Consider the following 21,550-nt stretch of genomic DNA (forward strand, 5'->3'; position numbering starts at 1 on the left):
GCCCCTCTGAGCACCACCCGGCCGGACAGCGTGTACGGACCACCCGGCCCGCGCCGCCGTCGGTCACCACGACGCCTCAAGAGCCGCGGTCAGCCGGGAGACGGCTGACAGATCCGGGACGCCGCGCAACGAAGCAACGACCTGGTCGCTCGCGAACTCTCGCTGCGCTGCGGTCACGGTCGGATCGATGGCGCACTCGGCCTGTACGCGGATGAAGTTCAGGTCCGTCGCGAAAAGCATCGAGAACGACTGTGGCCCTTTGACAGTGGCAGGGCCTCCGGCGCTCCGGTAGCCCCGAGCCAATCGCCTGGCGGAATCCACTATGGTCCGGTTGCGGCCCGACCACACGTACAGGGCACGGGCGAGCTCTCGTTCCGCCGAAGCCGGACCGGCGTTGTCCCAGTCGAGGAGGACCGGACCGTCCGGGCCGACCAGAACGTTCTGCGGCTGCAGGTCGAGATGCGACGTCACCAGATCGTCGGGCTCGGACGGGGTCACCCATCGCGCCAGATCAGCCGCGGACGTGGCGACGAACCGGCCCAGCGCGTCGGACCACGGCAGGCCGGCGTGCTGAACCCGTGTGTGCAGATCCTTCCATTCGGCGTCCTGCGGGCACTGCTCGTACCAAGAGCCCGGCGTCTCACTCGCGCCCGCTCCCGCCGTGTGGAGGAGCGCCATGGTCCGCCCGAACCAGTCCAGGATGTCGGGATCGGACGCGTCAGCCGTCGGGCCGTCGATCCAGTCGTACAACTTGACGTGGGACCCGCCGGAAGAGGAGGCGAGACGGGAGACGAACGCGCCGTGGCGATCGGGAATGAGCCGAGGTGAGGCGATGCCCAGGTTCTCCGCGGCCTGCCGTAACGCGGCCTCCCGGCGGACCTGAGCTTCGTCGCAGCCGAAGAGGAGTTCCTTGACCGCCCACGAGGACCCGCTCCCGGACAACTTCCAGATCTGGCCCAGTGCGCCGCGGGTGACCGGTGTCAATGTCCAGGGCCCGGCACCGAGATCGTAGGTCTCCGCCATGTTTTCGGCTGTGTCGCGCATACAGGGACGCCTCCAGAAAGGGGTGGACGGTGCTGACCACGGATCAGCGCCATGGACCGGATACGGCTGCGACGGCGGGGTTGCGGACCATGAACACATCCACCGGATCCTCTGTCTCGACGGTGAACCCGTGCCGCTCGTAAAGACGTTGAGCCGGACTGCCCTGCAGTACGTTGAGTCGGATCAGGACACCGAGGCGATCGGCCTGCTTCAGCAACTCGCTCAGCACGCCCGAACCGATTCCGCTGCCCTGAAGACGTGGGGTCAGGTAGAAGTGCTCGAGCCAGTGGGCGTCTGCGGCCGGTCGCACGGCCACGCAGCCGGCGAATGCGCGACCGACCTCGATCAGCCAGGTGTGGGCCGGGTCGAAGCCGTCCCGCAGCCGCTGCCGCACCCGTTGCGCGTCGTACCGCCCGAGACGTTCCAGATCCGCCCGCAGCACCACGGCACGCAACTCGGCCACTGCCTCGACGTCTCGAAGAGACGCCGGCCGAAGATCCCACTCCGCCAAGGCCCTCATTACTCTCTGACCGCCACCGCCACCGCCACCGCCACCGCCACCGTTACCGCCTTCGTGGTCCGGCCGTAACGACCGCAGACGGGCCGATGCCCTCGGCCCACTCGAACAGCATCGCTCGCGACAAAATGTTCGTCACCACTAAACTGTGGGTCCAGAACGCAACTGCCGAGGTGAATACCCAGCGCGCCTTCGATTCTTCCTTGCGCAAGCTTGACCTGGACTCTCTCGACCTGTACCTGATGCGCGAGCACGGTGTCCGGGTTCAGTCGTGGGGCGGATTGGCCGAAGGAGAGACGGTCATGACCACGTTCCCCACCGCGCGATCCGTCCGGACAACCCCGGATGGCCTCCTGTGGGAGCCCAGCGAACGCTGGGTGCGCGGCCGCACCGGCGATGTCACCGTCGTCGACAGTCGGCATCCCGTTCTTGTATGGGAGCCCGAGGTTCCGGTGCCGCTGTACGCCTTCCCACGCGAGGAGGTTCGCGAGGACCTGCTCCGCCCTGCGAAGAACCCCCCGACGGGCACGCACACCGGATCACAGATCTTCTACGACCTCGAGCTCGGCGGTGAGCTGCTGGCGAACGCGGCCTGGACGTTCGCCACGGCCGATCTGGCCGAACACATCGCCTTCGAGTGGTTCCGGCGCGTAGGCCGAGGCCTGGACCACTGGTACGAGGAGGAGGAAGAGATCTTCATCCACCCTCGCGACCCGCACAAACGTGTGGACGCCATGCCCAGCAGCCGCCACGTCAGGGTCGAGATCGACGGCACACTCGTCGCCGACACCCACTGCCCGGTCCTGCTCTTCGAGACCGGCCTGCCGACGCGGTTCTACATCCCGCGCGAGGACGTCCGCCTGGACCTGTTCGTACCCACCGACCACAGCACCGGGTGTCCCTACAAAGGCACGGCCGAGTACTGGTCGAGGCAGGGTGGGGCCGGCGTCCCGCCGAACGTCGTATGGAGCTACCCGGAGCCACTGCCCGCCGTGGGCGCGATCAAAAATCTCCTCGCGTTCTACAACGAGGCGGTCGACATCACGACGGACGGCGAAGCCCTGGAGCGTCCCGTCACCCCGTTCACCAAAACGCTCGTGGAGCAGCCGCCGACATGACGGCGAGTGCGGCGACAGCGGGCGCCGCCGACACCGCCCCATGGTCCGACGAGGAACGGCAGCTCCTCAAAGAGCAGGCGCACACCAACTGAAAGCTCTGCGCCGTGAGTTGGGTGCGGGCTGCAACCGCTCGAACTGATTGATCCGCCTGCTTCAACCGATCAGGTGGCGACGGCCCCGCGTTCGTGCTCCGTCAGCGGCGGGCCTTCCAGAGAAGGTTGCTTCCGGCCGAGGTAGACAAGGGCGAGCATGTCGGGCATCAGCAGCCGGGCAGGCGGTTTTTCCATGCTCATTACATCCAGCAGGATGCGTAGGGCATGCGGGTTGCGCGAGCCGGCATCAACTGCCTTGTCGACGAACGCGGCGAGAGTTGTTTCGAGGCGGGTGGGAGGCTGGTCGCTGGCGCCCGGGTAGAACACATCCTGGCCCACGGCCAGGCTCCAGGCGTTCTCGACTGGGCGTGCCGCGGCTTTTTGGATACGCCGAGCGGTGCCGGGTGCGTCTATGGGCCGCTGCTGCAGGACGCGGCGCAGGGCGATGACGCTCTGTGCGGCGGCGCTCAGCCCGTGACCGTATACCGGGTTGTAGCCGGCGACGGCGTCACCGAGCACGGCGAAGCCATCGGGCCAGCGGAGGGACTTCTCGTAGTAGCGCCGTTTGTTGGCTGTGCTGCGGGTGGTGATGACGTCGGTCTCGGGTTGGGCACCGGCCAGCAGTTCGCCGATGATGGGGTGAGGCAGGCTCAGGGCGAAAGGCAGGAAGTCGTCGTTGTTGCTGCCGGGCTGCCCGCCGCGGGTTCCGGAGAGCGTCACGAGCCACCGGGCGTCTTCTATGGGAGTGATGATGCCACCACGGCTGGGGACTTGGCGGGGATCGGCCTGGACATTGACGATGGGGAAGCCGTGAGCGGTGCTGCCAGGTGCGCGGTATATCCGGCTGGCGTAGCCGATGCCGGAATCGACGGACCGCTCCTCGACCGCTGGGAGCCCGAGATCCTGTAGCCAATTGGGGGCACGGCTCGCCCGACCGCTCGCGTCGATCACCATGTCGGCCGGGACGGATTGTTCGGACCGGTCCGCCAGAATGCTGACGCCGGTCACCCGGTCCCCGTCGCCCCGCAGGGCGAGCAGTTCGGTCTGCTGGAGGAGGGTGATGCGCTCGTCCTGCAGAACTCTGGTGCGTATCACGGCGTCGAGGAGGTCGCGGCTGCACACCAGATTGGTGTGGCGGGCGTGGCTGAACCTGCGGAACCACTGGCCGGACGGGGCCTTGGACACCAAATCGGTCATGATGCGCGGTGTGTTGGCGCCGCAGGCGACGAGCTGCGCGATGCTGCCAGGCAGGAGGTCCTCGAGTGCCTTCACGCCGCCCGACCACAGCACGTGAGCGTGGCGGGCCTGCGGCAGTCCCTTGCGGGGCTGTGGGCCGTCGGGCAGCACATCGCGTTCAATGATCCGAACGTCTGCGAAGTCGGCGAGCACAGCTGCGGCGAGCATGCCCGTCATCCCCCCTCCGATCACCACCGCGGTGCGACGGGAGGCAGTTCTGGCAGACGATGGCATAGGGGGCACTCATTTCTCTTACAGGGAAAGGGCAGACGTCGGACGGTGCTCGGCCATGCGCGACAGCGGCATCCAGCGCGAGTCGGTCGTTCGAGGTGGCGCGTCGTGACGCAGTCTCAATTCCTTGGGTGCCGGGGTCGGACGTGCCCCGAAGCCGATACGGCGTCCCATTGTTCAGTGAGGGATGCGGAGTTGACCACCACTCGTTGAGCGTCATTCAACGGCGGGTGGATCAGGGGGCGTATCCGGTGGCCGCAGGCGGCGTGAGGAACACACCGTCCCGCAGTTGCGCTACTCCCGCCGGGTGGCCTGTGCGGCGGCGTGCCGCCGTGCCTTGGCCACGATCGGCGACGACGACAGCGCCCGCGAGAGACGCACCATCAGTTGCGGTCTCGAAAGGGACTGCAGCGCCCCCACTCTCGCCGGTACCTCGGTGCTGCCAGGGTGGAAAACGTGCACGCGGGCTGCGGCCAGCATCGCAGCCTCGGCCACCAGTGCGGCCTGATGGGCGACTTGCTCTGGCACGCCGTCAGTTGCGTGCCGCGTCGCAGTTTGCGGCGCTGCACTGAAGGGCTGCCTGACGACATCGGCTGTCGACTGCAGGAACGCTCGTACGCCGGAGGTACCGGCAGCGGCATATAACGCCACCGCCTCTGTGTACGCAGTCGTGCGCACCTGGTCATCAAGATAGGGCGAACAGGCCAAGAAGCCGTCCCAGATTGCGATCTCCTGCCGTGCCAGGCGTACGACCGGCGGATCCCACCAGCGGATGATCCCCGCTGTCGGCGCACGCAGCATCTGCATTTCCGCCCACAGCGGCTTCAGCAGCCGGTAGCGCCTCCAGGCGCGGAGATTGGCGACTGCCGGCGGCCCGATCCTGGGTACGGCGAAGCCGCAGGCGCAGGTGATTCCCGCGAGCATGACCAGCGGAGGGGAGACATCGGTGGAGAGGAAGTCCCAGTCGACGCCCGCCCAGCGGGCCGTCATGGCGGTGTACTTGGCGACTTGGTAGCCCGCGTCGAACGTCAGGCCGACCACGACCAGGACCAAGCCGGCGCGGGTCACGCCATGCACCTCCCGGAGCCAGCTCACGCTCATGGCCGCGAGGGCGATGGTGGCGGCTGTGTGCGCGACCATGTACAGCACGATCATTTCGCGCATGTAGGGCGTGGTGGCGTAGTAGGTGTCCAGGTCCTGGGCCCGTTCCACGGGCACGTCTGCCTGGACGAACAAGACCCAGATACCTGCGATCACCAGCCCGTACACGGCCAGTACGAGCCGGACGGCGTGCTGTCGGGTGTCCGGCGGCCCGCCCTTCCAATTGATCATCAGTGTGAGGTAGGCAGCGCTGAGCGCGGTCATGCCCGAGTAGACCAGCGGGGCGCTGAAGTTCGCCACGCCGGTTGCGTCATTGACGAACCGGATCGTGGGCGGGGCGGACAGGATGCACGCGGCGGAGCCGGCCAGAAGGATCGCGCTGCTCGATGCGATGAGTGAGTCCCGCCAGACTCCCGGGCCGGCCGACAGCTTCAGCCCGGCGGCGAGCAGGAGGAGGACGCCCGGAATGTAGAAGACGATGCCGCTGTCCACTAGCTCGCCGCTCCTTCGGGGGAGTTGGCCTGGTTTCCTTCGTCGACTTCGGCCGCAGCCGCGGCACGGGCCGCCGCGACGATGGGGGACGAACGCAAAGCACGTGCCACCCCCACCAAGGTGGTGCGCGTCGCGAGGTCGGCACAGTGGTCGATGGCGTCGGTAGGGGAGGAAGTGTCGTTGGACTGGGCGTGGACGGCAGCAGTGATCATCGCCGCGAGGCCGACGCGTGAGGCATCCTCGCTTCCGAGGCCCGCGGACCGGGCCGCTGACTGTGCGCGCCGGCGAACCCGGTGATCGAGATGAGGGCGGACGAGGTTCAGCCCGTCCTGGATGCCGGCCTCACGCTGGGTGAGCCGCACGGAGTACGAGGAATACCAAGGGATAGGGGCGACGAGCGGGCTGTTGGGGGAGGCGCTGCTGAGTTCGTGCCACAAGGGGCCAAGCCGCCACCAGGTGACCACGACGTGCCAGAGCCGGACCACCCGCGGGCCCAGCAGCGGAACCGTGAATCCGACGGTGGCAATCGTGGCGGCCAGGCCTACGAGGCCGGGGGCCAGGATGGTGCTCAGAACGTCCCAGTCGTTGCCGGCCCATCTCGCCGCCACCGCGATGATCTTCAGGGTGCTGAACGACAGGTTCAACAGCCAGGCTGCAACGAGGAGCCACAACCCGGCCCGTAGCCATCCGTGGACCTGCAGCGCCCAGCGCCAGCACATCGCCGTGGTTGTCACCGCGGCGGTCACATGGCCGAGCAGGTACAGCGCGATCATCTGCCCTATCCACGGCGTGGTGGCGTAGTAGGTGTCAAGATCTGTACGCCGCTCGACGGAGGCATCTCCCATGCTGAAGAGGACGACAAGCAGCGTGATCAGGATGGCGTAGCCGATCTGCCATCGTCGAGCCAGACGGCGCACATGGTTGGCCGGCCCTCCGCGCCAGTGAAGAATCAGCAACAGGCAGGAGGCGCTGTAGGCGCTGACGATGGCGTAGTCGAGGGGAGCGGCGAGATTCGGGATGCCGCTGGCGTGGTTCACGGCTGCGACAGTAGGTGGGGCGGCGAAAACGAATCCGGCGCCGCCCAGGAAGATCACCCAGCAAACCGACCGGACCAGCGGGTCGCGCCAGGTCCGCACCAGATCAGGCAGTTTTGCCGCGAGACCAGCCCACAGGGCAAGCGCGGGTATGTAGTAGGAGGCGTCCACCGGTCAGGCCTTGGACTGGCGGTGTCCCAGCGAGGCTCCGATCCGGCCCGCGACCTGGGTCCGGTCCGTGGAGGGGCTGCTGGGCTCCCCCTCCAGCCAGATCCGCAGATGCGTCACTGCCCGTAGCGCGAAGGTTTCGGCTTCCTGTTCCGAGCGCTCGTGGAACTCGGTACGTGCGGCCACGGCCCTCACCGCCTGATGCAGGTCGGCCCGACCGTTCAGCGCTCGTGCCGCAACGGAGACGCCCGTGGCGTGTTGGCCGCAGTCCTCCTTGACCATGTGCCAGATCTCGTGGCAGATGATCGCAAGCATGTGGACCGGCGCCGCACGTTTGTCTACGACGATGATGTCGTGCTCCGGCATGTCAAGCCATAAGCCCGTGGCGGTGCGGTGCGGGAACTCTTCCTTGAGGAGGATGACCCGACGGCCCCTGATCTCGGAGACCCTGTCGATCAGCGCTGCGAACAGAGTGTCCGGGGTGGTGGGAACGGGAAGTCTCAGTCCGTCGGTCAGTTGACCGATCAGGTCGCGCATCTCCTTGGCTTTGCCTGTACGCACTGCTCTCCCCGCGAAGCTCAGCATGAGCACCGTCGCACGGCGCCTGTCGTTCCCGCCTTGTCTGAACACCCGACTGAGGCGTTTTGGGCTCGTGTCGATGAGTCGATACCGGCGCAACCCCGCTGTCATCCGAACGGGACGGGCTCGAGCACGCCCCAACTCGGCTCACAAATATGTCAAACCAGGTACCCCCTCTGCCACACCATGTTCTGTGAAGCGTAGAAGCTGAGGGGGGCAGAAATGCCGATCAGACCGGAAATGGTCTGATCCGGACCCGGCGCATTGCGTGCCTAGCCCCTCAGATGCCCCAACACGGACCGCACCGCGCGTTCCACGGCGCGGCGCGCCCGCTCGGTGTGGTCGGTCGTCTCGAAACCGTGGTGGGCGAGTGGTACGTCGATCACCTCGACGTCGGCGTCGCACTCCTTGGCGGCGGCCAGGAACTCCTCGACCGTCACCGCGATCTCCGCGCGCTCCAGTTCCACCCGGGTCAACACGATCGGCAACCGTCCCGCGGTCCGTACCGCGACCGCCGGGCGGAACCTGGAATCCACAAGCGCCCAGTTCGGCAGCGGTGCGAGGATCGGATAGGTCGCCGCCACACACCGCAACCACGGCGGGGGTGCCGCGAGCCGATCCGCCGACAACAACCCGCCGGCGGAGAAGTACCACAGTGCCACGCGGTTTTCGTCGACGCGCGGATCGGCCCGTACGAGGTCGACCGCTTCGGCGATGTCCTCGGCGGCCCGTCCGTAGTCGGCGAGATCGTGCAGCCGATGGTCCAGCGTCACGCCGACCGCTCCCATACCCGCCACGTAGCGGGCGTAGCCCAGGAACCCCGGCCAGTCGCGAGGGGTCGGCCGCATGTCGGGGTGGACCGGGCCGCCGTGGACGAACACCACCGCCGGCCACGGACCGGCGGCTTCAGGGCGTTCGGCGGAGAGGTCATCGGGGAGGTGCAGATCGACCCGTCCGATCCGCTCGCGACGCCGCTCCGGTACGTCCATCAGGAACGGGCGAAGGTGCGCCGGCTGTCCGCTCACCGCGGCGGTCACCCGGTGTCCTTCTCCCGCTGCGGCCCGGAGCAGTACCTCGGCCACTTCGTGGGCGCGGGAGAGCATCGGCCAGTGCCCGGTGTCGAGTTCGAAGAAGCTCACCCGAGGCTCGGAGAGGACCTGGAAGCGGGGGTCCCCCGATCCCACCAACCCCTCCACCATCGCGATGCTCGAACCGTTGCCGGTGCACAGGACGCCCGTCGTCGGCAACACGGAGACCGCTCCCGACAGGCGGAGCGGCTGGGTGAGCGTGCCCACCGGCTGTGGGACGGCGTTCTCCGCCAGCCGGGTCAGGACGGCCGACGGGAGCCCGGTGACGCTGCCCCAGTTCTGCCACCCCTCAAGTGGCGGCGGAGGGAGCAGCCATTCGTTCTCAGCCGCACCGGCCCCGTGCAACAGCCGGTCGCGGACCCCCGCGTCGGGTACCAGGGTCAGGGCCCGGTCGCCATGCCGGGGCATGCCCGCATCCAGGTGGACGATCCGGGCGATCCGCTCCGGACGCCGGTCGGCCGCGCCGAGTACCGGGTAGATGCCGTAGCAGTGACCGACCATCACCACCTCCGTCGCGTCCACCTCGTCGATCAGCCGCAGCAGATCGTGGACATGCGTCTCCAGGTCCGTCTCGGGTCCCGCCGGAGCGCCGCGGTCGTCCATGCCGGTGAGCGTCACCGGATACGCGTCCGCCCCCGACTCCCGTAGCCGGGCGGCCACTTCCCGCCATATCCAGCCGCCGGTGTGGGCGCCCGCCACCAGGATGAATGCCGTCATCTCTGTCTCCTCGCACACGGTGGTCCGCGGGACCGGCCGTACCGGCGCTCCGCGCTCGCCGGTACCGTAGGAACTCCCCCTGAGGGAGGTTCAAGCCCGTGCCCGTGTCCCCTGACAGCATGTGGAGCATCGGAGAGCTCGCCGAGCGCGCGGGCGTCACCGTCAAGACCGTCCGCTTCTATTCGGACCGGGGTCTGTTGCCCGAAGGCGCCCGCAGCATCGGAGGCCATCGCCGGTACGGCCCCGAGGCACTCGACCGGCTCCACCTCATCCGCTCCCTGCGCACCCTCGACCTGCCGGTTCCCGAAGTAGAACGGATCCTCGACCAGGAGGACACGCTGGAGGACGTCGTCGCGGGGCAGCTGCGGCAGATCGGCTCGCGGCTCACCGCCCTGCGCTGGCAGGAGGCGGCCCTCCAACTGCTCCAGGACTGCCCACCGGAGGAGCGCGCCGCGCGGCTGCGGCTGATCGGCGCCGTGTCCGTTCCGCCCAGCACGGCACCACTGGCGCGGTTCTGGCGGCGCTGGCTGCCACCGAGGCTCCCGGCCCGCCTCGTCTCGGCCATCGTCGAACACTCCGTTCCGCAGCTTCCCGAAGGCCCGACGCCGGCCCAGGTGCTGGCCTTCACCCGGCTGCACGCCTTCGTCACCGCCCCCTGCCCCGGCACGGGCAACGGTCAGCCCGCGGCGCACCGGCCCGACGGGGGCCGCCCGGCTGTGCTCTACGACGGTCTCGTCGAGGCGTACGCACTGGCATCGCCGCAGCTGCGGGCGGAGCGGCCACCGCACGAGGGCGAGGCACTCGACTGCTTCGTCTCCGCCTACGCCCGCTCACGCGGTACGCGGGACACGCCCGCCTTTCGCCGCCGACTCGGCGGGGTACTGGCCGCGGACCCCCGTATCGACCACTACTGGAAACTCACCGCCGAGCTGACCGACTCGCCGGACCCGACCCCCGGCGCCACCCACGACTGGCTCTGCACCGCGCTGGACAACCAGATGGCCGGCACGGCGGACTGAACCGGGCGGTCTTCCCGGTGGCTTTCCCGGTGGCTTTTCCGATGGCATTTCCGGGGACGGGGAAGCCCACCAGGAGTCCTCCAGACCCCCAGTCTCAGAGAGCCTCGCTGCTCAGAACGCCCACCGCGTATGGGTGTAGACGCCGTCGTCGCGACCGAAGCCGTACGCGGTGGCCGGGGCCACCGCGAACACCATCACGTCCCCCTTTCGGAACGCGTCCCCGATCCCGTGGAAGGTGCCCTCCGGCGAGGTGATGTGCGCCCCGTACTTCGCCTCGTACGCCGCGATCACCTTCTCCAGCGTCGCCCGATCGGCAACGGGCTCCGCCTTGCCCTCGATCACGAGGTCGATCCCTTCGGTGAGCGAGTTCCCGCCGGTGGTCAGCGCGCAGTGGCCGTCATGAGCGAGGTTCTTGGCCTTCTGCTCCCCAGCGCCGGTGGAGAAGTACAGCACCCCGTCGTGCCAGGCGGCGATCACGGGAGTGACGTGCAGCCGACCGTCGGGCCGCACCGTGGACAGCCAGAAGATCTCGGCGGCCTCCAGCAGCCGCTGGGCCTCGGCCCACTCGGTGGCGGTGACGTCCGCGGCACCCGGGCGGGGATTCAGCGCGGAGCTGTAGCGGGCATCGAGCTCGGTGACGGGTTCTTTTGCGGGTTCCTGCGTCGGCATGGCGGATCTCCCTTTCTCTCCCTGATAACGACCGGTCGCCGGCCCCGAAATCATCGCCGCGCCTGTTTCTTCTTCTGTCCGCCCGCCCGGCCAGGATCACCGTTCGCACGGAACGCGGGGCCGCAGGCTGCCCGGTGCCACGCCCGTGAACCCGTGAGACGGTGGTGTCATGACCATCGCAGTGCGTCCGGCTTCGGTCTTCGAGGATGTCCGTACGCTGGTCGGCCCGAAGTCACCGACAGCCACCGTCTGTTGGTGCCTGAGCCACCGCATCCCCTCCAAGCTCAACAACGAGCTTCGCGGTCCGGCTCGTGGAGAGTACGTCGCCGAGCTGTGCCGGAAGGAACCTCCTCCGGGGGTGCTCGCGTACGACGGTGAGGAGCCGGTCGGCTGGGCCGCCGTGGCACCACGCTCGGACACCTCGTTCGCCCGCAGCCGTACGATCCCGCACATCGACGACCTCCCGGTGTGGTCGCTCTGGTGCATCCGCGTACGCCCCGGCCACCGGAAGAAGGGGATCTCGCACGCCCTGGTCACCGGTGCGGTCGACTTCGCCCGGGATCACGGCGCGCCGGCCGTCGAGGCGTACCCCCTGGACAACGGCGACGCCGAGGTGGACCTGACGATGGCGTACGCCGGGATGCGGAGGAACTTCGAACGCGCCGGGTTCGTCTACGCCGCCGACACCACCTCGGTGCTGGCCGGTCACCCGCGCATCCTGATGCGGCTCGACCTGCGCTGATGGGGGCCCGCTCCGGAATGTGCGTCCGGGACGGTCCGGGGCGAGGCGGGCCGGTGCCGTCAGCCCTACACAGCGACGTCCTTCACAAGGGCTTCCTTCACAGCGGCTTCGGGAGGGAGGGCCACGGTCGGATCAGGAAGCGACCATGGCGTTCAGCCCGTAGTCCAGCTCTGAGCCATCGACCAGCACCGCCTCGACCGTGCGCGAACGGGGGTCGATGTCGGCCACGATCCCGTCCCCGGCGTAGCGCGGGTAGCCCGTTTCGCCTGTCTCGCCGGTCGCTTCGACGACCGCCGATCGCACCGCCGAGTCCTGCGCGGAGGCCGCGTCCTTGTTCTCGAGGTATTCGGGGACCAGCAAGACGGTGAAACGCTGAGACTCGGTAGTCATGCTCCGGTATTTAAGTGCCTCACCCGGCGCCCGTTGCGCAGGCGCACGGTGGGTCTTCGCATACCGGTTCCGTCGGCCGGGAGTCACGGGCGCGTTCTGCAAGGATCGCCGACGGCTCGCGAGGTGCACCGAATGCCTCGAGCCCGGAGCCGCGCCGGTCCTATAGGCGCTCCTCGGAGCTGGCTCTGGTCGCGGTTGCGTGAACGACGTTATGGCTGACAGGGGGATCGGACGCCGTTTCGTACGCCGTCCGGTCAGATCAGCCGGATGCGTCTGGATCCGCGCGTCCCAGCATGTCGGCGAGGGGAATGCCGGTTCGGGCTGCTGCGATCCGACGTGCCCGAAGCTGGACTCGGGTACGGGGGCGGAACTTGGGTTCCTTGCCACAGCCGCACGGCTCACGGCCTTCGTAACGCAGCCCGGCGTCGAGGACTGCGGCCACGACCGTCCAGGCCTTGGTTTCTCGGCGCCGTGGTGCCGCGAAATCGTGGCCGGCGCAGGTCATGCGCTCTGAGCAGCGAGGACATCGGTGCTCGCCGGGCCTGTGATGCCGCTTGAACGCGATGCGGCAGGGCACGCACGCGTAATGCAGCTTGTAGGGCTTCAAGGCGTAGTAGCACACGAGCTGAACGTACCGGGCGGCGCAGCGGCCGGTGAAATGGTTTTCGTGAGGTCGGCGGTGACGGCGTCGAGGTCCTGGCGGAGGAAGTCCGGCGTCGGTACCGAAAAGGGGCTCGTCGGTGGGCGTCGGAGGAGTGCGGGCTCAGGAGCCGCACGGGAGCCGGGTCAACGTCCGCAGGATCGAGCGGGACGCCCGCCCCGCCCGTGCTGCCGGCACGCGGGTCGGCCGAGCGGGCGACGGCAGTGGGATGCGGCGCGACAAGGGGGAAGGCATCGATCATGCCGCCGACCTGGCCGCCGCCCGAACCCACGACGGCGCCTCCGCCTCCGGACGGGCGCGCGTCGTACCAGCGGCGCTGCCTCACGCCTGAGCGGCGGCAACCGTTTCCGCAGGCGGTTCGGCAACGCGCCGACCGTCGAGAACAGATGGGCGAATCGTGAAGCGCAGGACAACGGAATCACGAACGCGCGAGACTCCGACCCGTGATGGCCGCAGACGGAGCTGGGCCCGGCGGATTGCGGCTGCCGCAGGGGTCTTCGTGCTCTGTGCACTCCCTACTGGACCGGCGGGTGCGGCACAGGAGGATGGTCCCTCACCGGCCAGACCACCTCTGTTCGTGTCCGACTACGGCAACGACCGCGTGGTGAGACTGCCGGCGAACGGGGACGGTCAGACGACTGTTCCTCTCACCGGCGTAGTGCGTCCGACCGGTCTGGCGTGGGACACCGCCCGCGAGCTCTACGTCTCCGACACGGGCAACAACAGGGTGGTCAAGCTGGAGGCGAAGGGCGGGCCGCAGTCCACCGTCCCCACCGTCGGCCTGTCACGCCCGCTGGGCCTCGCCGTCGATGCCCACGGCAACCTCTACATCGCCGACAGTTTCAACGACCGCGTAGTGAAGGTCCCCTCCGACGGCAGCGGCCAGACGACCGTCCCGGCCACGGGACTGCTCCATCCCTGGGGCCTGGCCCTGGGCCCCGGCGGCGACCTGTACATCTCCGACTTCGTCAACAGCCGGGTGGTGAAGGTTGCCGCGGACGGTAGTGGTCAGACCACGGTCCCCACCGTTGGCCTGTCCCAGCCGACCGGGCTGGCGCTGAACGCCGCCGGGGACCTCTACATCTCGGACAGCGGCAACAACCGCGTGCTGAAGGTGTCCGCGGGCAGCAATACGCAGAGCACGGTGCCCACCACCGGCCTGAGCGATCCGCTGGGCATCGCCCTGGACGGCCACGGCTGCCTCTACGTGGCCGATGGACTCAACAATCGGGTGGTACGAGTCCGAGAGGCCGACGGTCGCCAGGACACACTTCCCGCTTCCGGCCTCAACACCCCGACTGGTGTCGCGTTCCCGCCGATCGACAATCGGCCCGGGGGGAACTGACCACCACTACGGGAAGGAGCGGGCTGCTGAGCCGTCGGGCCGGGTCGCGCTGGGATGGTGCGGGGTGGTGCGGGAGGGCGCAACCCGGCGGGCCCGAGCCGGCCGGGGGAGCGGTCGGGCTCGCCCCCCGCGCACCCTGGTGCCGAAGACGGCCGTTCCCCGCAACTCGGTGGGCGACGGAGGATGCAGCCAGGGGCGTTGACGCGGCCGCGTACGTCACGGTCCGTCCGGTACGGGGACGTTCAAGGGCTGGAGCGGCGTGGCGCCGGTGCAGGGATCGGGGGCGGATCCGCCGCGTAGTTCCGGCGTCTTCGCACCGACCCAGACGACCGCGAGCAGGCACAGGAGTCCGCCGCTGACCAGCGCGGTCGCCCCCGAGGCCCAGCCGGCGACGACGCCGCCGCGCAGGTTGCCGAGGTTGGGGCCGGCCTGGCCGACGATCTGCTCGGCCGCCGTCACCCGGCCCAGCAGGGCGTCCGGCGTGTGGGTCTGCACGATCGTGCTGCGCGAGATCACCGAGACGGCATCGGCGGCCCCGGCGAGGATGAGGAGTCCGAGTCCGGCCCACGGATCGCGGATCAGGCCGAAGGCCGCGAGCGCCGCTCCCCAGAGCCCCGCACCGCAGAGCATCACCGGCCCGGGACGCCCGAGCCGCGTGACCGTGCCGGACAGCGTGGACGCGGCGATGCCGCCGACGGCCATCGCGGACATGAAGAGCCCGAGGGTGCGCGGACTGCCGCCGAATCGTTCGGCGTTGACCAGCGGGAAGAGACTGGTCGGCATCGAGAGCACGGTGGCGGCCAGGTCGGTCATCAGGGCGCCACGGACCGCCCGGTGCCCGGTCAGGAAGCGGACGCCGTCCAACACCCCGTGCAGTCCGGCCCGCGACGGTTCACCCGCGGGCGGCAGAGCGGGCAGTCCGAACGCGCCGTAGAAGGCGAGCCCGAAGGACAGGGCGTCGACGAGGTAACAGGGGCCGATGCCCACCCAACCGAGCACGATGCCGCCGAGCGCCGGACCGGCGAGCATCATCGCCTGACCCGTGACCTGCTGGAGCGCCAGCCCGGCCGCCACCTGGTCCTTCGGCAGCAGCCTCGGCACGAACACGCCCGCCGCGGGACCTCCGACCGCCGAACAGCAGGACTGCGCGGCGACCAGGCCGAGCACGCCCACCACCGGTACGTGCCCGCTGAAGCCCTGCACCGCGAGCAGCAGGGAGACGGCCGCCTGACCGACGGTGGCGAACAGGAAGATGCGCCGACGGTCACCGCGGTCCGCCCATGAGCCGGCGAACAGCCCGAACACGACCATCGGCAATGCCTGTGCCAGCCCCACCGCGCCGGTCCAGACAGTGCTGTGTGTCATGTCCCAGACCTGGTACATGACGGTGACCATGGTCATGAAACTGCCCAGCACGGACACGGTCCGGCCGATCAGCAGACGCCTGAAGACCGGGGACGTACGAAGGGGCCGGACGTCGATCAGGGTTCGGGCGAGACTCATGAGGGACGGCGGCATGCGCTGGGGTGGTTCACGTCGCGCAGGGTAACGGGCGCCCTCTGGCCAGGGCGAATTGTTTTGAAGCCCACCTCGCCCCAAGAACCTGCGAACCCACGGACCCAAGGACCTACGGCGTCAGTTCATCTGTCGGCGGGCCCGCCTCACCTCGCGGTCGACGGCCCAGGCGTCGGCGACGGGCCCGAGGTGGCCGAGCTTGTCCGGGTTGATCACCGAACGGATGGCCTGGACCCGCCCGTCGAGGACATCGAGGGCCAGAATGTGCAGGATCTTGCCGTCCGGTGCGCGGAAGATCGCGCCGGGCTGCCCGTTGACCTCGTGCGGCTCGAACGTCACGTCGATCCGGGCCATCGCGGGGAAGACGGAGGCAAGGAGGCGGGCCACATTCTCCGCGCCGACGACGGCCCTGGCCAGGCGTGGGGCCTTGCCGCCGCCGTCCCCGACCATCTGTACGTCGGCGGCCAGCAGATTGCGCAGCGCACCCACATCACCGTCTCTCAACGCGTCGACGAACCGCGCCGCCAGCTCCCGCCGCTCCCGGCGGTCCGCTTCGAACCGCGGCCGTCCGGCCTCCATGTGCCGCCGTGCCCGCACCAGCAACTGCCGGCACGCCCCCTCCGAACGTCCCACTGCCGCGGCGATCTCGTCGAACCCGAAGGCGAACACCTCCCGCAGCACGAACACCGACCGCTCCAACGGGCTGAGTCGTTCCAGCAACAGCAGCGCCGCCATCGACACGGAGTCGGCCAGCTCCGCCGAGCGCTCCGGATCCTGATACGGATCACTCAGCAGCGGCTCGGGCAACCACGGGCCGGCGTACTCCTCCCGTCGTACGCGCGCGGAGCGCAGTACGTCGATCGAGACCCGCGTCACCGTGGCGGACAGAAAGGCCTTGGCCGACGTGGGTGTGGTCGTCGAGCGGTCGAAGCGGAGCCATGTCTCCTGCACCGCGTCCTCGGCCTCGCTCACGCTGCCCAGAATCCGGTAGGCGATCGAGAACAGCAGCGGTCGCAGCTCCTCGAACTCCTCAACCTTGTTCACGGTGATTCACCTTCCCAGGACTCCCGCCATGCCCCTGCCCCCGTCCCTGCGCTGCCGGCCCTGGCAGGCTCTGCCCCGCCCGGCTTTGCCCTGCCCTCGGTGCTGATGCCGTTCAGTGGAACTGTCCGGGCTCGTAGTCGCCGGCCGGCTGCCGCGCGATGATGTTCAGCCGGTTCACCGAGTTCATGAAGGAAACCAGGATCACCAGCGCGGTGAGCTGCTCCCCGTCGTAGTGCTTGACGGCCTGAGCCCACACTTCGTCGCTGACGCCCTTGGCCGCGTCCGCGACCCGGGTCCCCTCTTCCGCCAGCTCCAGCGCGGCGCGCTCGGCCTCGGTGAAGACCGTGGCCTCCCGCCACGCCGCGACCAGGTTCAGTCGTACCGAGGTCTCGCCGGCCACGGCGGCCTCCTTGGTGTGCATGTCGACGCAGACTGCGCATCCGTTGATCTGGCTCACGCGCAGCGCCACCAGCTCCTGGGTCGCGGCCGGGAGCGGTGAGTCCTTGAGTGCCTTGCCCGCCGACATGAAGTATTTGAGGGCCTTGCCGGCGGTCGGGTCGGCGAAGTAGTTCAGTCGGGGATCCATGGGGGGCTCCTTGTGGTCGTCAGTGGTTACACCCCTTGAGACGAGGTGGCCCGGCGTCCTGTGACATGAGCCCATGCGGCCCGCGTCTCCCGCCGTCGCCGGGTGTCAGCGACCGAGTCCATGCTGTCCTCGGAAGTTCGAGGGCGGGTACGACCGGGCAGAACTCGGCAGCACTCGCCATGAACGTCCGGCGGGTCAAGTCGACTTCGAGCAGCCGCAGTTGCCCCGCCGTCCGGGACAGCATTGTCAGTTCAGGGCCGCATACTGACGCCCATGCAGCTGACGAAGGACTCACTCAGACACGCCTGGCACCGGGCGGCCGCCGATTCCGACCTGCTCGACGACGCCATGCTTCCGGCCATCGGTACGTCACGCGACCAGTACGAACGGCTCGTGGGTGATCCGGGTGGCCTGTTCCTCGTTCTGGACGAGGACGGCACTGTGCGCGGCTACCGCAGTTCCCACCAGGAGATCTTCGCGACCCGGGATCTCGACCAGGTGCTGTACTTCGCCGCGGAGGAAGCGGTCCGTCATCTCGCCGAGTACATCGTGGCCCATTCCCCGGGCCACGGCCCGGTCACCAACCTCGTCACCGGGCAGGCCGAGATGCTCGACCGGATCAACCCCGCATGGGGACGTAGATTCCGCGGCGGCGGCACGGACGGTGCGCAGGCGCCACGGGCGTGCGGACGCGAACCGCTGGAACGCCTCGCCTGGATCGCAGGCACATGGCGGGACCAGGACCCGTACACCAACCTCGAATTCTTCCGGGGCGAGGGGATCAACGCCGAACAGATCGCCCTCCTGCACGGAGCCGACCCCGAACAGACCGCCACCGGGACACGCCTGTCGGACCTGCCCGGCGTGGACGACTCCGGCCGTGACCACTGGGAAACCGCCTGGGAGACCTTCTGCTTCGGGCAGGCAGGCGACTGGGTATTCCTGATGTACCACGACACACCACCCGGCGTCCGGGCCGACAGCGCGGCTCTCTCCCGGCTCGGGGTCACGGAGACGGTGCGGTTGAGCGCCTGCGCCGCGAAGGGCATCTACACCTTCGACTACACGCGCGACGGCTGCCGCGTCGACGACGACCGGGGTGTACTGGAACTGAGCTGGTACCACCGGGGCCGCGCCCCCTACTACCGGGGCGGCCGGCTCGACTTCCTCAACCAGGCCGTACGTCGCGCCGAACTGGACCACCCCGAAGTGACCAGCGAGTTCGCCCTCTACTTCCACGCTTTGGACGAGGCGCTCGGCCTTCAACTGCCCCAGCGGGACATCCAGGAAGGAACGGTACGGGCCGCACGGTGGGCCCGCCGCACCTGAGGTCGAGGATGAGGCCGAGGACGAGGTGGAGAAGGTCCGAGCGCGCGCGGTCCTGACCGTTGTAGGTACGGCTGGATACCCTGCCCGGATGTCATCGTTGTCGCTTTCCCCCTTCCGTTTCTCCCCGGAAGAGATCACCGGGGTAGTGGGCCTCTACGCGAGCAACCCGGAGTACTGCCGCGCTGCGGGCGAGTACGACCCTGAGCGTATTCCGGCCGACAGGGTCGAGGCCGATCTGCGGGAGGAAGCGGAGACCGAGGGCTGCGAGGTCCTGCTCGCCCGTGACGGGCAGGAGCGGATCGTCGGCCTGCTGTGCCTGCTCGACCGGCACCCCACCGACGGCCGACCGTGGATCGGGCTGCTGCTGGTGCACGGGAGCCTTCACCGCACGGGTGTCGGACGCCTCCTGGCCGACCTTGTCGAGGAACGGTTCCGACGCGAGGGCAGAGACGGCCTCCGGCTGGCCGTTCTGGAGAACAATCCGGCCTCCTTGGCCTTCTGGAGCGCCCTGGGCTGGCAGGAGATCGACCGGCGTACCGACCGCCGGCACGGCCGCCCCTGCATCGTCATGCACAAGCAACTGACCTGAGGCTTTGGAGAAGCACTTCCATGGAGAGGCATCCCGAGCGCCGAATGAGTACGGATACTCACGACGGAGGCCGGGGCGGCTCCTGGCATGGGCTCGATCTTGGAGCGGGGGACGCAGAGGTGCGGGAGGCAGGTGTGGGCAAGGGTGCGTTGGGCGCGGTCGGACAGTGCGGGTCCGGGTGGCGCGGCAGGGGTGCCGTGGCGGCGGCTCTGGTGGCCCTGGCCACGGTGTCGCTCGGGGCGTGCGGCACGGAGCGCGTGACGACGGGGGCGATCGGCGGGACCGCGGCCGATGCGGGGAACAGAGCCACCCCGAGCTCCCCCGTGGGGTCTCCCTACGTGGAACCGGGAGCCGGTGAAGGCGCGCCTCACTACCGCGAGAACAACGGCTTCCGGATCGCGGGCCAGATGTCCGCGACGAGTGCCAAGGACGCCCAGCGGGAGGCCGCCCGCATCGAACCTGTGCTCAAGCGGCTGTGGCAGCACAAGACGTGGGACCCGAAGACGGTCCGCGCTGCGATGCTCGAGCTCGGTTACCAGGAGGAGCGTTTCGACGCCAAGTGGAAGCTGCTCGGCGGGACACTGCAGGTCAAGCCGATGGACGCGCGTTTCGAGAACGGCCGGGAGGTCACGCACGAGGGCGCGCGGGTGGGCCTGCGCGTCCATGATGACGCCTGCGTCACCGCGTTCGTGCAGAAGACCAACTATCAGGTGTCGGCCAACGGTCCCTACCCGGAGACGGGTTGCTTCGAGCCGCCGGCCGGTCACTGAGAGCCGGCGGTTGAGCGCCTCGCTCGTCGCGGTGTCACCGCAGCGCGAACGCCGCCCGCTGCTGCCATTGCGATCCGTCATGGACGATGAGATCGACCGACGATACGCGGGCAGTGATGGGAAGTCGGCCGCGAAGGTCGGCCTCGACCTCGTCCAGGACGGCATCGTCCTGCCCCTGGACGATGGTCAGATGCGGGACGATGTCATCGAACTGCCCGCCGAACGGCGGGGTTTCGGGCCACCGATGCGCGATGGCCTCGGTGAGCCGGCGAAAGGGGGTGTCCGGTTCAGGGGCGAGATACAGAATCCCCGGAAACCGCCCGCAGCGCTCGAACCGGACCTCGAAGGGCTTATGACGCCCGATCACACCATCGATGGCAGCCAAGGTGTCGCTGTCGATGCGGCTCTCGTGGAGAAAGGGGAAGAGCACGGTGACATGCGCCGGGACGGCCTCACGGGCGGACGGGTCCAGCCGGTCCCGCCACGCTCGAACAGCAGGTTCCGCCTCGGGGACCCTCACCACCAGTCCCGACTGTCCTGCTTGAGTTTTGCTGGAGTCGTCACCTGTCATGGCCTATGTCTATCCGCGGATACAGAGGGCCGCGACCGATTTCCGAAGTCGGGCCCAGCGGGTTCGGTCCGAGGCTCCGGCCTGACAGCCGCCGGACAGTCGACGGCCGGGACGACATCGGCGGCGTCGCCTTCACCCGCTGGACCATCGTCTCCTGACCTCCTGACCTCCTGACCTCCTGACCTCCTGACCTCCTGGGCTCCGGGACTCCCGGGTGTGGTGGGGCAGGTGCTCATTTCGCTCGTCACGGCCGCAGACCCGCTCGCCTGAGTGTCACCTTGGACAGGTCGGCGATGACCTTCTGGTCTCCGCGCCGCCAGGCGTCGGCGAGGCCACCCGGCGGGGCGAAGACAGCCGCGAGATCCCGCTGCGGCCCGGTCAGTGCGCGCAGCGCGAGCAGGTCAGCGCCTCCGGGGGCGTCGAGGAGACGCCGGGTGGTGACGCTGCGCCGGATCCAGCGCAGGCGTGGTGGCAGCCACAACACCAGCACGAAGGCCACTGAGAGGACGATCAGGGCGACCGCGGCCAGTGTGGCCACGCGGCCCACCAAGTCCTCCAGCGACTGTCCGGCGTCGGAGAGACCGGTGGCGGCATCGGCGGCGGACTGGAGCGGCTTCTTCAAGGAGCCTCCGACGAGCGGCACCTTCGAAGCCGCGTCACCGGCGTCATCGAGGCCGCCGGCGAGACTGTCGCCCGCGCTCTGGGCCTTCCGCCCCGGCTCGGCCAGCAGCATGATCGCGTCGTGGACGGCCAGGGCGAACCACACCGCGACCGCGATCAGGGTCACCGCGATCAGGTCGGCAAACAGCTGACGGCTCCGACGCGCTGGGGTCTGGGCGTAAAGGCGCATGGGCGTGCTCCTGTTCCGGCGATGCCGTAGACCGGACCGGCCCAGCCACGTGA

At 69.0% G+C, this 21,550-nt stretch carries 22 protein-coding genes; 8 read left to right on the forward strand and 14 right to left on the reverse strand.

Going from position 1 to position 21,550, the window contains the following annotated elements; all coding sequences use genetic code 11:
• Window positions 1-63: 63 nt before the first annotated feature.
• Complete coding sequence (locus ACZ4N5_RS36725) at window positions 64-1,044, reverse strand: phosphotransferase enzyme family protein (protein ID WP_467761365.1); 981 nt, start codon at window positions 1,042-1,044, stop codon at window positions 64-66.
• Window positions 1,045-1,087: 43 nt separating this feature from the next.
• Window positions 1,088-1,555, reverse strand: a complete 468-nt coding sequence (locus ACZ4N5_RS36730) for a GNAT family N-acetyltransferase (protein ID WP_467761366.1) — start codon at window positions 1,553-1,555, stop codon at window positions 1,088-1,090.
• 308 nt (window positions 1,556-1,863) lie between these two features.
• On the opposite strand from ACZ4N5_RS36730, the gene ACZ4N5_RS36735 reads away from it, so the two are divergent.
• Window positions 1,864-2,679 carry a DUF427 domain-containing protein gene (locus ACZ4N5_RS36735; RefSeq protein WP_467761367.1) on the forward strand — a complete coding sequence of 272 codons (816 nt, stop codon included), beginning with the start codon at window positions 1,864-1,866 and terminating at the stop codon, window positions 2,677-2,679.
• A 161-nt stretch (window positions 2,680-2,840) separates the two neighbouring features.
• Here the strand turns inward: ACZ4N5_RS36735 and ACZ4N5_RS36740 are convergent, their stop codons facing one another.
• The 5 genes from ACZ4N5_RS36740 to ACZ4N5_RS36760 form a co-directional block, all read right to left on the reverse strand.
• The gene (locus ACZ4N5_RS36740; protein ID WP_467761368.1) at window positions 2,841-4,241 is read right to left on the reverse strand and encodes an FAD-dependent oxidoreductase; all 1,401 of its coding nucleotides are present in this window, start codon (window positions 4,239-4,241) and stop codon (window positions 2,841-2,843) included.
• 291 nt (window positions 4,242-4,532) lie between these two features.
• On the reverse strand, window positions 4,533-5,831 hold the full coding sequence (locus tag ACZ4N5_RS36745; protein WP_467761369.1) for a hypothetical protein: 1,299 nt from the start codon (window positions 5,829-5,831) through the stop codon (window positions 4,533-4,535).
• Window positions 5,831-7,036: an MAB_1171c family putative transporter gene (locus ACZ4N5_RS36750; protein ID WP_467761370.1), complete on the reverse strand. Its 1,206-nt coding sequence runs from the start codon at window positions 7,034-7,036 to the stop codon at window positions 5,831-5,833. Before ACZ4N5_RS36750 ends, ACZ4N5_RS36745 begins: the two co-directional genes overlap by 1 nt.
• A gap of 3 nt (window positions 7,037-7,039) precedes the next feature.
• Window positions 7,040-7,594, reverse strand: coding sequence for a toxin-antitoxin system, toxin component (locus ACZ4N5_RS36755; RefSeq protein WP_467761371.1), 555 nt, complete (start codon window positions 7,592-7,594; stop codon window positions 7,040-7,042).
• A 290-nt stretch (window positions 7,595-7,884) separates the two neighbouring features.
• The gene (locus tag ACZ4N5_RS36760) at window positions 7,885-9,417 is read right to left on the reverse strand and encodes an alpha/beta fold hydrolase (protein ID WP_467761372.1); all 1,533 of its coding nucleotides are present in this window, start codon (window positions 9,415-9,417) and stop codon (window positions 7,885-7,887) included.
• Window positions 9,418-9,536: 119 nt separating this feature from the next.
• Here ACZ4N5_RS36760 and ACZ4N5_RS36765 point away from each other — a divergent pair, with 119 nt between their 5' ends.
• Window positions 9,537-10,436 (forward strand): helix-turn-helix domain-containing protein, encoded by a 900-nt coding sequence (locus ACZ4N5_RS36765; protein ID WP_467761373.1) that lies wholly within the window; start codon window positions 9,537-9,539, stop codon window positions 10,434-10,436.
• A 111-nt stretch (window positions 10,437-10,547) separates the two neighbouring features.
• Here the strand turns inward: ACZ4N5_RS36765 and ACZ4N5_RS36770 are convergent, their stop codons facing one another.
• Window positions 10,548-11,105: a pyridoxamine 5'-phosphate oxidase family protein gene (locus ACZ4N5_RS36770; protein ID WP_467761374.1), complete on the reverse strand. Its 558-nt coding sequence runs from the start codon at window positions 11,103-11,105 to the stop codon at window positions 10,548-10,550.
• A gap of 169 nt (window positions 11,106-11,274) precedes the next feature.
• On the opposite strand from ACZ4N5_RS36770, the gene ACZ4N5_RS36775 reads away from it, so the two are divergent.
• Complete coding sequence (locus ACZ4N5_RS36775) at window positions 11,275-11,847, forward strand: GNAT family N-acetyltransferase (RefSeq protein ID WP_467761375.1); 573 nt, start codon at window positions 11,275-11,277, stop codon at window positions 11,845-11,847.
• A gap of 132 nt (window positions 11,848-11,979) precedes the next feature.
• Here ACZ4N5_RS36775 and ACZ4N5_RS36780 read toward each other — a convergent pair whose 3' ends face one another.
• On the reverse strand, window positions 11,980-12,237 hold the full coding sequence (locus ACZ4N5_RS36780) for a hypothetical protein (RefSeq protein ID WP_467761376.1): 258 nt from the start codon (window positions 12,235-12,237) through the stop codon (window positions 11,980-11,982).
• Between the two features lie 740 nt (window positions 12,238-12,977).
• On the opposite strand from ACZ4N5_RS36780, the gene ACZ4N5_RS36785 reads away from it, so the two are divergent.
• On the forward strand, window positions 12,978-13,229 hold the full coding sequence (locus ACZ4N5_RS36785) for a hypothetical protein (RefSeq protein ID WP_467761377.1): 252 nt from the start codon (window positions 12,978-12,980) through the stop codon (window positions 13,227-13,229).
• Between the two features lie 246 nt (window positions 13,230-13,475).
• Entirely contained in the window at window positions 13,476-14,243 is a 768-nt protein-coding gene (locus ACZ4N5_RS36790; protein ID WP_467761378.1) for a virginiamycin B lyase family protein, read from the forward strand.
• A 216-nt stretch (window positions 14,244-14,459) separates the two neighbouring features.
• Here ACZ4N5_RS36790 and ACZ4N5_RS36795 read toward each other — a convergent pair whose 3' ends face one another.
• The 3 genes from ACZ4N5_RS36795 to ACZ4N5_RS36805 form a co-directional block, all read right to left on the reverse strand.
• Complete coding sequence (locus ACZ4N5_RS36795; protein ID WP_467761379.1) at window positions 14,460-15,746, reverse strand: MFS transporter; 1,287 nt, start codon at window positions 15,744-15,746, stop codon at window positions 14,460-14,462.
• Window positions 15,747-15,878: 132 nt separating this feature from the next.
• The gene (locus ACZ4N5_RS36800) at window positions 15,879-16,802 is read right to left on the reverse strand and encodes an RNA polymerase sigma-70 factor (protein WP_467761380.1); all 924 of its coding nucleotides are present in this window, start codon (window positions 16,800-16,802) and stop codon (window positions 15,879-15,881) included.
• A 112-nt stretch (window positions 16,803-16,914) separates the two neighbouring features.
• Window positions 16,915-17,388, reverse strand: coding sequence for a carboxymuconolactone decarboxylase family protein (locus ACZ4N5_RS36805; RefSeq protein ID WP_467761381.1), 474 nt, complete (start codon window positions 17,386-17,388; stop codon window positions 16,915-16,917).
• Window positions 17,389-17,661: 273 nt separating this feature from the next.
• Here ACZ4N5_RS36805 and ACZ4N5_RS36810 point away from each other — a divergent pair, with 273 nt between their 5' ends.
• The 3 genes from ACZ4N5_RS36810 (at window position 17,662) to ACZ4N5_RS36820 (ending at window position 20,076) form a co-directional block, all read left to right on the forward strand.
• Window positions 17,662-18,717 (forward strand): hypothetical protein, encoded by a 1,056-nt coding sequence (locus ACZ4N5_RS36810; protein WP_467761382.1) that lies wholly within the window; start codon window positions 17,662-17,664, stop codon window positions 18,715-18,717.
• Between the two features lie 88 nt (window positions 18,718-18,805).
• Window positions 18,806-19,306 carry a GNAT family N-acetyltransferase gene (locus ACZ4N5_RS36815; protein ID WP_467761383.1) on the forward strand — a complete coding sequence of 167 codons (501 nt, stop codon included), beginning with the start codon at window positions 18,806-18,808 and terminating at the stop codon, window positions 19,304-19,306.
• 119 nt (window positions 19,307-19,425) lie between these two features.
• Window positions 19,426-20,076, forward strand: coding sequence for a hypothetical protein (locus ACZ4N5_RS36820; protein WP_467761384.1), 651 nt, complete (start codon window positions 19,426-19,428; stop codon window positions 20,074-20,076).
• Between the two features lie 34 nt (window positions 20,077-20,110).
• Here ACZ4N5_RS36820 and ACZ4N5_RS36825 read toward each other — a convergent pair whose 3' ends face one another.
• Both ACZ4N5_RS36825 and ACZ4N5_RS36830 read right to left on the reverse strand, forming a co-directional pair.
• Window positions 20,111-20,647: a 2'-5' RNA ligase family protein gene (locus ACZ4N5_RS36825; RefSeq protein WP_467761385.1), complete on the reverse strand. Its 537-nt coding sequence runs from the start codon at window positions 20,645-20,647 to the stop codon at window positions 20,111-20,113.
• A 244-nt stretch (window positions 20,648-20,891) separates the two neighbouring features.
• Window positions 20,892-21,497: a hypothetical protein gene (locus tag ACZ4N5_RS36830; RefSeq protein ID WP_467761386.1), complete on the reverse strand. Its 606-nt coding sequence runs from the start codon at window positions 21,495-21,497 to the stop codon at window positions 20,892-20,894.
• Window positions 21,498-21,550: the final 53 nt, after the last annotated feature.

The sequence above is a fragment of the Streptomyces sp. NPDC026500 genome, from assembly GCF_055567635.1.

What these genes read in the sequence shown, in the direction of transcription:
- ACZ4N5_RS36725 (WP_467761365.1), bottom strand. Translation starts at nt 1,044, where the DNA reads ATGCGCGACACAGCCGAAAACATGGCGGAGACCTACGATCTCGGTGCC.
- ACZ4N5_RS36735 (WP_467761367.1), top strand. Translation starts at nt 1,864, where the DNA reads ATGACCACGTTCCCCACCGCGCGATCCGTCCGGACAACCCCGGATGGC.
- ACZ4N5_RS36740 (WP_467761368.1), bottom strand. Translation starts at nt 4,241, where the DNA reads ATGCCATCGTCTGCCAGAACTGCCTCCCGTCGCACCGCGGTGGTGATC.
- ACZ4N5_RS36760 (WP_467761372.1), bottom strand. Translation starts at nt 9,417, where the DNA reads ATGACGGCATTCATCCTGGTGGCGGGCGCCCACACCGGCGGCTGGATA.
- ACZ4N5_RS36765 (WP_467761373.1), top strand. Translation starts at nt 9,537, where the DNA reads ATGTGGAGCATCGGAGAGCTCGCCGAGCGCGCGGGCGTCACCGTCAAG.
- ACZ4N5_RS36770 (WP_467761374.1), bottom strand. Translation starts at nt 11,105, where the DNA reads ATGCCGACGCAGGAACCCGCAAAAGAACCCGTCACCGAGCTCGATGCC.
- ACZ4N5_RS36775 (WP_467761375.1), top strand. Translation starts at nt 11,275, where the DNA reads ATGACCATCGCAGTGCGTCCGGCTTCGGTCTTCGAGGATGTCCGTACG.
- ACZ4N5_RS36780 (WP_467761376.1), bottom strand. Translation starts at nt 12,237, where the DNA reads ATGACTACCGAGTCTCAGCGTTTCACCGTCTTGCTGGTCCCCGAATAC.
- ACZ4N5_RS36795 (WP_467761379.1), bottom strand. Translation starts at nt 15,746, where the DNA reads ATGAGTCTCGCCCGAACCCTGATCGACGTCCGGCCCCTTCGTACGTCC.
- ACZ4N5_RS36805 (WP_467761381.1), bottom strand. Translation starts at nt 17,388, where the DNA reads ATGGATCCCCGACTGAACTACTTCGCCGACCCGACCGCCGGCAAGGCC.
- ACZ4N5_RS36810 (WP_467761382.1), top strand. Translation starts at nt 17,662, where the DNA reads ATGCAGCTGACGAAGGACTCACTCAGACACGCCTGGCACCGGGCGGCC.
- ACZ4N5_RS36815 (WP_467761383.1), top strand. Translation starts at nt 18,806, where the DNA reads ATGTCATCGTTGTCGCTTTCCCCCTTCCGTTTCTCCCCGGAAGAGATC.
- ACZ4N5_RS36825 (WP_467761385.1), bottom strand. Translation starts at nt 20,647, where the DNA reads ATGACAGGTGACGACTCCAGCAAAACTCAAGCAGGACAGTCGGGACTG.
- ACZ4N5_RS36830 (WP_467761386.1), bottom strand. Translation starts at nt 21,497, where the DNA reads ATGCGCCTTTACGCCCAGACCCCAGCGCGTCGGAGCCGTCAGCTGTTT.